Origin of the sequence: Bacillus chungangensis, from assembly GCF_030812995.1 — a bacterium.
Classification (GTDB): domain Bacteria; phylum Bacillota; class Bacilli; order Bacillales; family Bacillaceae_C; genus Bacillus_CF; species Bacillus_CF chungangensis.
Genome location: NZ_JAUSTT010000022.1, coordinates 1 through 13,172, shown reverse-complemented (window position 1 = coordinate 13,172; position 13,172 = coordinate 1). Strand labels below are relative to the sequence as shown.

Genomic DNA, 13,172 nt, shown 5'->3' with positions numbered 1-13,172 from the left:
ACTCATGGAAGTTTCACTTTATCCCACATCTAACTGGCAGTAAAACCCCCACTCATGGAAGTTTCACTTTATCGTTCGGCCAGGTTAGGATTGTGTGATATGGATTACATTCATTAGTAATCCTATATCTTTATGTATGTGAATAAATACGATAAGGGGTATGTATGGCAAGCTTATGATAATACATAGATAGGAGAGAGAAAACTTGACGATTAAACGAAAATTATTACTCACTTTCTTATTGGTTTTTACTGTTTTAGGCGGCACTGAGATTTATTTAGTGTCCCAAATGGCTGCATATAGTAGTACTTTAGACGATATTAAGCAGCGCTCAATTGAAAAAGCATTAATGGCGGAGCAGTTAAAGCTGGATATTGTTCAAGTACAGCAATGGTTAACGGATATTAGTGCTACAAGGGGAGCAGAAGGGTTTGATGATGGATTCGATATTGCAGCAGAATATGCTGCAGATTTCAAAAAGACGTTAAATGAACTAAAATCGTTAGAAACGGGTGACATCGTTAAAGAAATGGATGATTTCTCTACCCTATTTGATGATTTTTATGAAACTGGCCAGAAAATGGCGCAGGCGTATATAGATGGAGGACATGAAAAAGGCAATCCACTTATGGAACAATTTGATGGCTATTCAGAAGAGATGAATGAACAAGTAAATACTTATCTTGAAGCAACGATTACAGAATTAAAGCAGGATATTGATCATATGCATAGTGGAATGAATGAAGATATGAATAATACCATTATCATCATGATCCTTGGAATGGTATTAACTGGCATCGTCAGTTATATGATTGCTTATGGGATTTCTAGAAATTTGAGCAGACTGCAAGAGAATGCAGATTTCATAGCTAAAGGGGAATTGACAAAGTCAATTGCGATTGAGAGCAAAGACGAAGTAGGAAAATTAGCATACGCTTTTGAACATATGCGGCAACAATTGCATCAATTAGCTACTTCTATACGAGGCCATGCTGCTGAGGTGACAGATAATAGCTATTATTTAGAAAATAATATGAAGCAAACAGGAGAATCTGCTGCCCAGATTGCTATGACGATAGGGGAAGTTGCAAATGGTGTAGAACATCAGGCAACTCAATCAAACGAAATTCTTGAAGCAATGCATGATACGACAAATCAAGTAGTTGAAGGCAATCAATTGGCAGAAAATACAATTAAAAATGCAGCACAATCTACTTTGCTTGCTAGTGAAGGAAAAGAAAAAATAGAAAGAAGTATTGTTGCTTTAAGCGAAACTGCCATCGAGATGGAAACCGCAACAAAAAATGTGCAGGCATTAGGAGAGCGTTCAGAGCAAATTGGAGATATTATTACAATGATCGATGAAATTGCCAAACAAACTAATTTGTTAGCCTTAAATGCAGCGATTGAAGCAGCTAGAGCAGGCGAAAGCGGAAAAGGATTTTCAATTGTCGCTGAAGAAGTGAGAAAGTTATCGGAAGAAACGAATGCTGCGACAAATCAGATTAAAAAACTGATAGAATCAACTCAAGAAGAAACGACAAAAGCGATTGCTGTCCTGGAAAATAACATGGAAAAATTTGAACAGCAAGTATTTATTATAAAATCAGGAAGTGAAGCACTGCATCATATTGTTGCTCGAGTGCAAGAAACAGAGGGAAATGTTGACCAGTTAAAAGAAATTCTACAGCGTGTTAATGAAAATGCATTCAAAGTACAACATATGATGGAAGGTATTACATCAATTATAGAAGAAACTTCTGCAGCATCCGAAGAAGTTTCCGCCTCAGCTGAAGAACAAACAGTCACCATTCAAGAAATTTCTGCAACGATTGAAAAACTGTCAAAGGTTGCGAATGAATTAAATGACCAAATTAAATTGTTTCATGTTTAATAGGCTTAAATGAACTAGAAAATATGATTCAAAAAAGATCAGATGAAGACCTGAAGGAGTGAAGTGGATGAGGCTTGACAGGTTGTTGGCGATGACAATGATATTGATTAATAGAAAGCGTGTTCGTGCGCAAGAGTTGGCCGAAATGTTTGACGTTTCTGTACGGACGATTTACCGTGATATTGACACGATTACACAAGCAGGAATACCTGTTGTCACCTATCAAGGGGCAAATGGGGGAATCGGGCTAATAGAAGGCTACAGACTTGATAAGCATGTGTTAACGAAAGCAGAACTAGCAGCGATTACAATGGCTTTAAAAAGTGTCTCGACTTCCTATCAAGATGACCATGCTTCAGCCGTATTAGAAAAAATTCAAGGTATATCAAAGCAGCAGGATCAGGTGAAAGAGTCTATTTTTATCGATTTTAGTCCTTGGGGTCAACAGCCTCATTTACAAACGAAGGTGACAATGTTAAAAAAAGCGGTTGAATCATGTACACATTGTACATTTCACTATTTTAACAGACTGGGACAAGCTTCACAGCGAACAGTAGAACCCCATCTCGTTATTTTAAAAGGAAGATCATGGTATTTATACAGCTATTGCTTACAAAAAAAACAATTTCGTTTATTTAAATTAGCACGTATGCACGATTTACAGATTGTAGAAACTACTTTTCAACGTAAACAAATAAAAATAGAAGACCTTCCTTGGGATAAAGAATGGTATAACCAATCCAAAACGATTGCATTTACGTTAGCCTTCCACCATAAAGTACGTACAATTGTAGAAGAATATTTTCATGTAGAAAATATAACTGTTGACGAGAAAGGACGCTTGATCATAGAAACGGAGATGCCCGAAGATGAATGGCTATATGGTTTTATTTTAAGCTTTCGAGACGATGTTGAAGTACTGCATCCACAAAGCTTAAGAAAGAAAATAAAGAAGCTTGCTGGAAACGTTGCAGCTATTTATTAAACAACTAATAGGGGCTGTTTTTTCAAAAAATATCTTTGTTTGGTTCCACCGGAAAAAGGTCCATTATGATAATAATAATTTGCAACACTTCATCTTCTTCTGTAAATAATATGACATAACGTTGTCAACTTGGTTATTCTAACATATGTCTTGAAGGAGGAATGAATATGCAAGCAAATATATTATGTCAAAGCTGTAGTATGCCGATAGAATCAGAACAGCTTTTTGGAACGGAAAGATCAGGTGAAAAAAGCAGCGATTATTGTCGTTATTGTTATGAAGCGGGAGAATTCAAGGAGCCGAATCTTTCCTTAGAAGAGATGATTGCAATCTGTATTCCTCATATAGAAGCAGGAGGTATGAAAGCGAAAGAAGCAGAAGCAATGTTGCGTGAAACACTGCCTTTCCTAAAAAGATGGCGAAAGCAAGAGGAAGAGCCAATCCTTCCTCAAATCGTGACAAGAGCAGCTTTTCATATGATAGGCGTATCGGTGCGAACAACCAATGCAAAAGAAATAACATCGAAAGGGAAAATTCCCAGGCTTTGGAGCGAATATAGCAAACAAGATATCGCTCAAAAAATTCCTTGCCTGGTTAAGCCGCAGCAAACGATCGGGCTGTATTCTGATTATGAAAGTGATGTCAACGGGGAGTATTCGATGACAATCGGGAAACAAGTAGAAAAAATCGGGCTAGTCCCAGAAGGAATGACAGCAAAAACAGTACCTGCATCAACTTATGCTGTCTTTACAACACCTAAAGGTCTTATTACAGAAGTTGTACCAAAAACATGGTTAACGATATGGGAGTATTTCAGAACAGCTGATCAAGAGCGTACTTATACGGGAGATTATGAGTTGTATGACGAGGAAAGAGATCAAGTAGAAATCTATATCGCGGTTAAAGCGTAAATGTCATAGCTGTTCAAAAGAACGTAAAATCCTTCTTTTGGCAGCTTTTTTTGTGAATGGAAAGAGCTGCCTGCCAAGCAGCTTTTTGTATAGGAACACGGGAATAAAACGAGGGGTGTAAACACTATTTAATGTCTTGATCATTCATTTGTGGGGATGATTGTGGAAAAGAACTAGCTCGTTTGTCTAAGACGAGCTGGACAGCTAAAGCATCATCTAAAAAGCCAACTGGAAAGACATAATCCGGGATAATATCGGTAGAAAGAATAAAATAGAGAAGTACACTCCCAAGTAAAGCTTGTTCATCTTCTGATAGATTCCCTTGCAAATATTCTTCATACATGTTTTTTAATTGGTCAATAAATGGCCCTGCTCCGCTTACTTGCTCCACTTTTGCTTCAAATTCTTCTTCGATGATATTTTTTCCTTCTTTTGTTCGTGCGTACTGCTCATATTTCGCTAATGCTTTCTGTATTTGTTCAACTTTAAAAGTTTCATCAAACAAATTAGAAGAAACCAAAACCTCTTGAATTGTTTCTATAGAGTGATGCATATCTGTAGATAATGGAGTCTGGTAATCTTCAAGCTTATAGCCCGCAGCTGCTAGTAGCGTATTAATCGGAACCTGAAGATGCTCGGCAAACAATTGTATATGCTGAATGTTAGCCTGCTGTTTTTGATTAGCAATACGAGAAATTGTTGCAGTATCAATTCCTGTAAGCTGACTAAATTTACGCATAGAGAGCGCTTTTTGTGATAAAAGTTTTTTTAATAAAGGGCCAAGTCTAGACTTGTTATTAAATTCAGTTTTTTCCATCTTTCAGTCACTCCTTAGGAATAGAACATGCATATTTGAACTGTCTGTTGAAATTTTATCAACAGTTTTGATTTGGGCAGGCACTTTTTTCAATGGTTTTAATACAATGTGTTAAAAAAATAGGGAGTGTTATCAACATGACTTGGCTTATTATTTTAGGATTTGCTATTTCATCTAGTATTGATAATTTAGGTGTTGGCATTTCGTACGGGATAAGAAAGATGCGCATTACAATCAGTTCCAACCTATTGATTGCAATTATTTGCTTTCTTTTTAGTATAGCTGGAATCTTCTTTGGGTTATGGCTATCTCAAATTTTACCAGGGATACTTCCCGTTATTGTTGGAGCTTTTTTATTATTTGTCATTGGATTAAGAGTTATTTTACTAGCAGTTCCGCGAAAAAATGAAAATAAGAATGAGAAAGTTACAGAGACAAAAAGCATCTCTGGCATCCTTCAAAATCCGGAAGCTGTTGATCTTGATAAATCAGGAGTCATCGGGATTGGAGAATCGATACTCCTTGGGATTGCACTTTCAGCAAACGCACTTACAAACGGACTTGGAGCTGGTCTTCTTGGATTATCCCCATTAGCGATTTCAATAACTGCAGCAGTCGGAAGCTTTATTACCGTTTGGGCTGGTGTATCATTGGGCCAAAAGTTAGCAAAGGTTCGAATAGGCAAATTCACGGTTGGACAATTCGGTACACTATTTAGTGGTGCGATTATTTTATTAATTGCTTTTACTGCTTTTTTTTAAGAAATTAGCGCTTATTAATAATGCGTCACTCCTCTTTAACATATGGTACGAAAAGAAAAAAAGAAATATGACTACATTTCTGATAGAAATTACTCGTCCAATGGAGGCTGGTCAATCATCAGATCAACCTCTTATTATTTTGGAATAAAAAAATTAATATTTTAATAGGTTTATGTTAGGATAAAAAATAAGAATAAATGAAATGATGTTCATAATAGTGGAGTCTGATCCTTGAAAAAGCTGCCCTTAGTAAAAATTAATTTATGACATGCAAGCATAAAAAATACGTACAATGTAAAAAAAATTTTCTATACAGAAAGTTGCAAGTATGTTTTTAAGATAGTACGTAAAAATAATAAATATAGTATGATAATGAACCGCATTTCTACACCTAAGTGAAGAACAGACAAAAGGGAGGATAAGAAAATGAAAGACCTGATTAGCAAAGGATTTTCATTAGGATTAGGATTAGCTGCTGCAAGTAAAGAGCAGGTGGAGAAGTTAGTAGATGAATTGGTAAAAAAAGGAGAACTAACAAAATCAGAATCGAATGCTTTTGTTAATGAATTATTAGAAAAAGGCGATAAATTGCGTACAGAAATCGATGAAATGATTGAACTGCGGACAAAGCAGCTTTTAAGATCGCTTCATGTTGCTACGGAGGAAGAGATAGAAGAGCTGCGGGCACGAATTGTTCAATTAGAAGAGCAAGTGTCGACGTTATCGTCCTCAAAAAATCTGAAGGAATAAAAAGAGAACGATTACTTCCTTATATGTTCTATTTTAATGCTGTCTTCTTTGCCGAAAAACCTACACGAGATGCAGTGGAAGGAGTAGGAAGATGCTTGGGAAAAGGATACGTCATATTCATCGCTATCAAGAAATTGTGAATGCTTTTATTCGAAATGGCTTTGCTTTTCTAGTGATGGAGCTCGGCTTAACAGAGATGTTTTCAATAAAGAAAAAATGGGCATCTGAACAAAAACTTGCACAAAAACGATCTTTAGGGGAAAAAGTGCGAAGTTTTCTTGAAGAGCTTGGACCTTCTTTTGTTAAATTAGGGCAAATTGCGAGTACACGGCCAGATCTAATCCCTCAAGAAATTGTGAAAGAATTAGAGAAGCTTCAAGATCATGTACAGCCCATTTCTTTTATAGAAGTGAAAGAAATTATTGAAGCTGAGCTTGGGAATAAATTAGAGCAATTATTTCTTGAATTTAATGAAGAACCTCTTGCATCAGCTTCCATTGGTCAAGTGCATGATGCTGTTCTTCCTTCCAATAAACGAGTCGCAGTGAAAGTGCAGCGGCCAAATTTGAAAACAATCGTTGAAACGGATTTAGAGATTATTGGGGACTTGGCTAGAATGGCAGAAAATCGTTTTGCTTGGGCAGCCAATTATCATTTAACAGAAATAGTGGAAGAATTTTCGAATGCATTACATCAAGAATTAGATTATGATAATGAGGCAAGAAATGCGGAAAGAATATCTCGGTATTGTGAAGAGGAACCTTACTTAGTTATTCCTAAAATTCATTGGGAATACTCAACAAAAAAAGTGTTGACTTCTGACTACATAGATGGCATTAAAATTAGTCAAAATAAAACTTTAGATCAATTAGGCTATAATAGAAAAATAATTGCAGAACGTTTTACAAATATCATGTTAAAACAAATGCTGGTGGATGGCTATTTCCATGGCGATCCCCATCCGGGCAATATTGTGATTTTGCCTAATGATACGATAGGTATGTTGGATTTTGGCATGGTTGGAAGATTAAATGCAGAAATAAAATACCATTTTGCGTCCCTCGTTATTGCCATGAGACATCAAAGTACAGACGGTATTTTAAAAGCAATTACAAGCATGGGGCTCATTGAACCGGATACAAAAATAAACGAGCTTAGAATGGACATTGAAGATTTACAAGAGAAGTATTATCAAGAAGCATTAAGTCAGATTCACTTCGGAGAAGTGATAAATGAACTATTCTCCATCGCTTTCAAGCATATATACAATTTCCAGCGGACTTAACATTGTTAGGGAAAACATTACTGACAATGGAAGGGATTGTGGAAAGTTTAGATCCACAATTTAACATAATGGGAGCAGCAGAGCCATTTGGCAAAAAGCTTTTGCAAGAACGATACAATCCAAAGACTTTATCACAGCGCTTCTGGCATCATGCAATTGAATATAGCGATATTTTGATTCATTTACCCAAAAATATAAAAGAACTAACTGCAGCAATGCAAAAAGGGAAATTTCGCTCGGAGATTACCGTTCCTGACCTCGATACATTTTTAAATAAGTTAGATAAGATAGGGAACCGTCTGTCTTATAGCATTGTACTGTTGTCTTTTAGTATTATGATGGTTGGCCTGATCATCGGTGCATCCATTGCCCAGGAGTATACGATGATTTGGAAGCTGCCTGTTATAGAGATTGGCTTTTTCATTGCGGCTGGTATGATAATCTGGCTGCTTTATTCCATTATAAAGTCTAGAAAATATTAAAAAACGACCAAGCATTTTATCTTGGTCGTTCCATTATTTTCTTCGTGTTTCATAGAAAACAGATGCATGTTTATCCTTTATGACGTACATCCATTCAGCAAAATGTTTGATTTGTCCAAGCTTCCCGCTTGGGAAAGTCTTGCTGATAGAAGTTCACTTTAGTTAAGAAAGGAGTCTTTACTCGTGTCATTGGAGACCTTCATGACTTATGACTGGAAATCAATTGGGATATCTATCGGGATATTTCTTTTGTTTTTGCTATTTAGGAAAATATTTTCTACATACATTTTTAAACTAATTTTAAAAATAACGAAAAAAACCCCGACGGATTTCTTTACTCATGTTTTTCTTGCATTTGAAAAACCGTTGCGATGGCTATTTGTTATTATTGGTATATACGTAGCAGTTGCTTATTTTCCTTATATCAAGCAAACGAATCCGACTTTTATAGCATTTTTCAAATCATCTATTGTTATACTCATTACATGGGGTTTATACAATTTATCCTCTTCTACCTCAGTGCTTTTTGAAAAATTAAACAAACGATTAAATATCGAGATAGATCAAATTCTGATCCCTTTTTTATCGAAAGCAATTCGGTTTGTTATTATTGCCATTAGCTTGAGTGTTATAGCTCAACAATTTGGCTTTGATGTTAATGGTTTTGTTGCCGGTTTAGGGCTAGGAGGCCTTGCATTTGCATTAGCTGCTAAAGACGCTATTGGCAACCTGTTTGGAGGCATTATTATTATTACGGAAAAACCCTTTTCAATCGGTGATTGGATTATGACTCCTAGCGTAGAGGGAACGGTAGAGGATATTAGCTTTCGCAGCACCAAGATTCGAACGTTCGCTCAAGCACTTGTAACGGTTCCAAATGCGACGCTGGCCAATGAGTCGATTACAAACTGGAGCCGGATGGGAAAACGCCGAATTAATTTTGAATTAGGCGTTACTTATGAAACACCGAAAGCAACATTAGAAAAAGTAATTAAACGTTTGGAAAAAATGCTAAAAGAACATCCCGAAATCCATCAAGAAACGATCTTTGTAAAATTCGATGAATATAAGCAAAACAGTTTAGCTATTTTCTTTTATTTTTTTACAAAAACGACTGTTTGGGAAGAATATTTAAATGTGAAACAAGATGTTAATTTCAAAATAATGGATATTTTGGAGGAGGAAGGAGTTTCTGTTGCCTTTCCAACTAGAACATTGCATGTTGTTGGTAATAATGAAAGGGAGAAAGAAGTAACAGGAGGGTGACAAGCAGTTTGGATGATGCAAGGGCATCCATTAAAAAACATAGGAGAGTTGACACGTGTCATCACAAATTTGAACACTATTAATCTAATGAATCGCGACACTAAATAAAAGTTTAGCGTGTTCATTTTTGATAATTGGGCAGCAAGGTAGAACTTTTCTAACGATTGCCGTAAAATAAATAAAAGCTTCGTATATAAGAGATCATAGAATGGAGGGGATGTAGAAAAATTAGAGGGGGTTTTATGGGGGAAATCGTTTGGAGGACTATAGATGAAAGTATTAACCTATCTAAAGCCATATCGACGGCCGATGGCGATTGCCTGGCTTCTGATGCTCGTTGAGTTGGCAGTAGAACTGATCTATCCGTTGTTAATGGCAATCATTATTGATCAAGGTATTGTAAAAAAGGATCTAGATGTCGTGTTAAAGTGGGGCGTTATCATGCTTGCCTTGTCTTTGTTTGCTTTTCTTGCCGGGATCATTAACTCATTTTTTGCTGCCCATGTCAGTCAGCACTTCGCATATGATGTAAGGGAAAGCCTCTTTAAAAAAATACAAGCATTTTCTTTTTCCAACTTAAATCGCTTTCCTGCTTCTTCTTTCATTACAAGAATGACAAATGATGTTACACAAGTGCAAAATACTGTTTTTATGAGCTTGCGAATTATGTTGAGAGCTCCTTTACTTGTTCTTGGCGGAGCAATTATGGCACTATTCGTAAATGTCAAATTGGCGCTTGTGCTTATTGCGTTCGTTCCTTTGCTTATGATATTTCTCATTTGGATGATGAAAAAAGGCGGTGCATTGTTTAAAAAGGTGCAGCAGCAATTAGATGCGGTAAATGGTGTGATGCAAGAAAACTTGGCTGGGATGAGATTGATTAAAGCGTTTATTAGAAGAAAACATGAAGAAGACCGTTTCATAAAGGCAAATCAGGGATTAAGAGATCAAACAATTTCTGCACTTCGTGTAGTAGAAACAACGATGCCCGTTCTTTTATTTTTTATGAATGTAAGCATTTTAGCAGTGCTATGGTTTGGAAGCAATGAGGTATACAATGGCAAAATATTAGTTGGAGAGGTTGTTGCTATTGTTAATTATGGGTTTCGCATGACAGCCGCACTATCTATTCTTACGTTTGTGATTATGGCATTTTCACGTGCCCGAGCATCCTCACAACGTATTTCTGAGGTGCTGACTACCGAGATTGACTTAATTGATCATGATAAAATACAATGTTCAACGCCAATTACTAACGGCAAAGTGGAGTTTAAAGAAGTTTCATTTCACTATCCTGGCCACTCTTTCTCCGTATTACAAAATGTTTCCTTTATTGCTCCAGCTGGAAAAAAACTAGCGATCTTAGGAGCAACAGGTTCTGGAAAATCTTCGCTCGTTCAGCTTATTCCAAGGTTATATGATGTTGATCATGGAACGATATTGATAGATGACGTCGATATAAGAGAGATGAAATTAGCAGACCTGCGCAAACAAATCGGTTTTGTTCCTCAGGAAACGATACTCTTTTCTGGTACCATAAAGGAGAATATTGGATGGGGAAAAGACAACGCCTCGTTGGAAGAAATAATCGAAGCAGCAGAAAAAGCGCAAATTCATCATACAATTGTTCAAATGCCAGACCAATATGAGACAGTACTTGGACAAAAAGGGGTTAACCTATCCGGGGGACAGAAGCAGCGAATATCTATTGCTAGAGCACTCGTTCGTAAACCGAAGCTTTTAATATTAGATGATAGTACGAGTGCGTTAGATTTGAAAACAGAGGCTGCTTTACTCGAAGCATTAGATGAGGATGCTAGTACATTGTTGATCATTACGCAAAAAATGAGTACTGCCATGAATGCCGAGATGATTTTATTACTGGAAGATGGGCAGGTAATAGCAAAAGGAAACCATCATGAATTAATGGCACATTCTTCTCTTTATCAGCGCATTTATCAATCTCAGTTTGGTCAGGAGGAGTTGGTCTATGGTTAGTAAATTCATGAAACCAATCGAATCTAGACTTAATAAATCGCGAAATAGAAGCAGCCGCAGCAGTACGCTAAAAAAAATATTGTCTTATCTTTCGAATCGGAAGGGGCTATTGCTGCTCGTTCTAATAATGGTAGTTGTCAGTTCTGTTTTAGGATTACTTGGGCCTTATTTGATTGGTACAGCAGTAGATTCATATATAATGACAAAAAACAGTGACGGACTCCTTGTTTTGCTTATTGCTTTAATTGGCATTTACCTTCTGCATTCGCTCGCACTTTTTCTACAAAACTATTGGATGATTGGTGTTGCTCAAGGCACAGTCTATACAATGAGGACACAGTTATTTAGTCATCTCCATCAGCTTCCGATTTCTTTCTTTGATAAACGGCAGCACGGGGAATTAATGAGTAGATTAACAAATGATATTGAAAATGTAAGCCAGACTTTGAATAGCTCTGTCATTCAAGTTTTCTCCAGCGTCTTAACCCTTATTGGTACGGTTTCGATTATGCTTTGGTTAAGTCCGTTGCTTACTCTTATCACAATGGTTATCGTACCGCTTATGTACGGAGGGATGAAATGGATTACTAATCGGACGGGGAAACGATTTAAAGAGCAGCAGCGCTATTTAGGAGAGTTGAATGGTTTTATTGAGGAAACAATTTCTGGTCAAAAGATTGTCAAAACTTTCTCTCAAGAAGAGAAAATGACAGCGGCATTCATGGAAAAAAACAAGCAGTTAAAAAACGCTGGATACTGGGCACAGACGTATTCAGGATTTATTCCGAAACTCATGAACGTTTTAAACAATTTGAGCTTTGCCATTATCGCAGGAGTAGGAGGGATTTTGGCTTTAAAAGGGGTTATTTCCGTAGGTGTTATCATTATTTTTACCGAATATTCTCGACAATTTACACGACCGCTCAACGACCTTGCGAATCAGTTTAATACATTATTGTCTGCTATTGCAGGGGCAGAACGTGTGTTTGAAATTTTGGAAGAAGAAGTAGAGGCAAAGGATGAAAAAACAGCTCGAGATGTAACAAAAACAACATTGAAAGGGAAGGTTTGCTTTCATCATGTATCATTTGGGTATGAAAAAGGAAAGCAGATAATAAATAATATTCATTTTAACGTATCTCCTAGTGAAACAGTTGCACTTGTAGGCCCTACAGGTGCTGGTAAAACAACGATTATTCAATTGTTATCTCGATTTTATGAAGCAGAAAAAGGAACCATCACCATAGACGATAAAGATATAACCAACATAAAAAGAGAAAGCCTCCGGCAGCAGATGGGATTTGTCCTGCAAGATACGTACTTATTTCAAGGAACCATTCGCGATAATATTCGCTATGGCCGGCTCGAAGCGTCGGATCGGGAAGTGGAAGAAGCAGCTCAATTAGCAAATGCACATACTTTTATCAAGAAGCTTCCAAAACAATATGATACCATCCTTACACAAAATGGAAGCGGCATTAGCCAAGGACAGAAGCAGCTGCTCTCGATTGCTCGTGCTATACTAGCTAATCCGGCGATTTTAATCTTGGATGAAGCAACGAGCAACATTGATACAGTTACAGAATTGAAAATCCAAGAAGCACTGTCTAAGTTGATGAAAGGCAGAACAAGCTTTGTCATCGCTCATCGATTGAATACGATCCAAAAAGCAGATCAAATCCTTGTTTTAAAAGATGGACAGATCATCGAAAAAGGCGATCATGATACATTGGTTGCAAAGAAAGGGTTTTATCATGAATTGGTTCATACATTTGCATTGGAAACGAGTACAGGTTAAGAGCTGACTGGATTCAAAGGAATGAAAGCAATATATTAATCGTTGTTGGACATTCGAGGAACTATTCTTGTAGAGAAAAAATCTGCTTTTCTCTACAATCCTTAGGGACCAAAATACATATTACACACACGGAGGCTGGGACATAACTAGCTTCTAAATAATGAGAAAAGTGAATTTGAGGATCCTCAAATTCACTTTTCTCTATTTTGCGTGTAAATATTTCTA

The 13,172-nt window shown here is 36.8% G+C and carries 11 protein-coding genes; 10 read left to right on the top strand and 1 reads right to left on the bottom strand.

Translation table 11 applies throughout. The features are described 5' to 3' along the window. Positions 1 to 289: 289 nt before the first annotated feature. The 3 genes from J2S08_RS16310 (at position 290) to J2S08_RS16300 (ending at position 3,790) form a co-directional block, all read left to right on the top strand. On the top strand, positions 290 to 1,894 hold the full coding sequence (locus tag J2S08_RS16310) for a methyl-accepting chemotaxis protein (RefSeq protein WP_370875703.1): 1,605 nt from the start codon (positions 290 to 292) through the stop codon (positions 1,892 to 1,894). 67 nt (positions 1,895 to 1,961) lie between these two features. Next, positions 1,962 to 2,879 (top strand): helix-turn-helix transcriptional regulator, encoded by a 918-nt coding sequence (locus J2S08_RS16305; RefSeq protein WP_307231362.1) that lies wholly within the window; start codon positions 1,962 to 1,964, stop codon positions 2,877 to 2,879. Positions 2,880 to 3,046: 167 nt separating this feature from the next. Next, complete coding sequence (locus J2S08_RS16300; RefSeq protein ID WP_307231361.1) at positions 3,047 to 3,790, top strand: effector binding domain-containing protein; 744 nt, start codon at positions 3,047 to 3,049, stop codon at positions 3,788 to 3,790. Between the two features lie 124 nt (positions 3,791 to 3,914). Here J2S08_RS16300 and J2S08_RS16295 read toward each other — a convergent pair whose 3' ends face one another. Further along, positions 3,915 to 4,607: a DUF1232 domain-containing protein gene (locus tag J2S08_RS16295; RefSeq protein ID WP_307231359.1), complete on the bottom strand. Its 693-nt coding sequence runs from the start codon at positions 4,605 to 4,607 to the stop codon at positions 3,915 to 3,917. Between the two features lie 137 nt (positions 4,608 to 4,744). Here J2S08_RS16295 and ytaF point away from each other — a divergent pair, with 137 nt between their 5' ends. From ytaF to J2S08_RS16260, 7 genes are all read left to right on the top strand, one after another. Next, positions 4,745 to 5,368, top strand: coding sequence for a sporulation membrane protein YtaF (gene ytaF, locus J2S08_RS16290; RefSeq protein ID WP_307231357.1), 624 nt, complete (start codon positions 4,745 to 4,747; stop codon positions 5,366 to 5,368). A gap of 426 nt (positions 5,369 to 5,794) precedes the next feature. Continuing rightward, a complete protein-coding gene (locus tag J2S08_RS16285; RefSeq protein WP_307231355.1) occupies positions 5,795 to 6,118 on the top strand; it encodes a phasin family protein in 324 nt (107 codons plus the stop codon). 91 nt (positions 6,119 to 6,209) lie between these two features. Then, entirely contained in the window at positions 6,210 to 7,403 is a 1,194-nt protein-coding gene (locus J2S08_RS16280; protein ID WP_307231353.1) for an ABC1 kinase family protein, read from the top strand. A 2-nt stretch (positions 7,404 to 7,405) separates the two neighbouring features. Then, positions 7,406 to 7,885 carry a hypothetical protein gene (locus J2S08_RS16275; RefSeq protein ID WP_307231351.1) on the top strand — a complete coding sequence of 160 codons (480 nt, stop codon included), beginning with the start codon at positions 7,406 to 7,408 and terminating at the stop codon, positions 7,883 to 7,885. A 201-nt stretch (positions 7,886 to 8,086) separates the two neighbouring features. After that, the gene (locus J2S08_RS16270; protein ID WP_307231498.1) at positions 8,087 to 9,151 is read left to right on the top strand and encodes a mechanosensitive ion channel family protein; all 1,065 of its coding nucleotides are present in this window, start codon (positions 8,087 to 8,089) and stop codon (positions 9,149 to 9,151) included. A gap of 270 nt (positions 9,152 to 9,421) precedes the next feature. Further along, complete coding sequence (locus J2S08_RS16265; RefSeq protein ID WP_307231349.1) at positions 9,422 to 11,149, top strand: ABC transporter ATP-binding protein; 1,728 nt, start codon at positions 9,422 to 9,424, stop codon at positions 11,147 to 11,149. Then, positions 11,142 to 12,947 (top strand): ABC transporter ATP-binding protein, encoded by a 1,806-nt coding sequence (locus J2S08_RS16260; RefSeq protein ID WP_370875701.1) that lies wholly within the window; start codon positions 11,142 to 11,144, stop codon positions 12,945 to 12,947. The genes J2S08_RS16265 and J2S08_RS16260 overlap by 8 nt, the downstream gene beginning before the upstream one ends. Positions 12,948 to 13,172: the final 225 nt, after the last annotated feature.

Coding starts and splice junctions, on each gene's coding strand:
- J2S08_RS16310 (WP_370875703.1), top strand. CDS start 290: ATGGCTGCATATAGTAGTACTTTAGACGATATTAAGCAGCGCTCAATT.
- J2S08_RS16305 (WP_307231362.1), top strand. CDS start 1,962: ATGAGGCTTGACAGGTTGTTGGCGATGACAATGATATTGATTAATAGA.
- J2S08_RS16300 (WP_307231361.1), top strand. CDS start 3,047: ATGCAAGCAAATATATTATGTCAAAGCTGTAGTATGCCGATAGAATCA.
- J2S08_RS16295 (WP_307231359.1), bottom strand. CDS start 4,607: ATGGAAAAAACTGAATTTAATAACAAGTCTAGACTTGGCCCTTTATTA.
- ytaF (WP_307231357.1), top strand. CDS start 4,745: ATGACTTGGCTTATTATTTTAGGATTTGCTATTTCATCTAGTATTGAT.
- J2S08_RS16285 (WP_307231355.1), top strand. CDS start 5,795: ATGAAAGACCTGATTAGCAAAGGATTTTCATTAGGATTAGGATTAGCT.
- J2S08_RS16280 (WP_307231353.1), top strand. CDS start 6,210: ATGCTTGGGAAAAGGATACGTCATATTCATCGCTATCAAGAAATTGTG.
- J2S08_RS16270 (WP_307231498.1), top strand. CDS start 8,087: ATGACTTATGACTGGAAATCAATTGGGATATCTATCGGGATATTTCTT.
- J2S08_RS16265 (WP_307231349.1), top strand. CDS start 9,422: ATGAAAGTATTAACCTATCTAAAGCCATATCGACGGCCGATGGCGATT.
- J2S08_RS16260 (WP_370875701.1), top strand. CDS start 11,142: ATGGTTAGTAAATTCATGAAACCAATCGAATCTAGACTTAATAAATCG.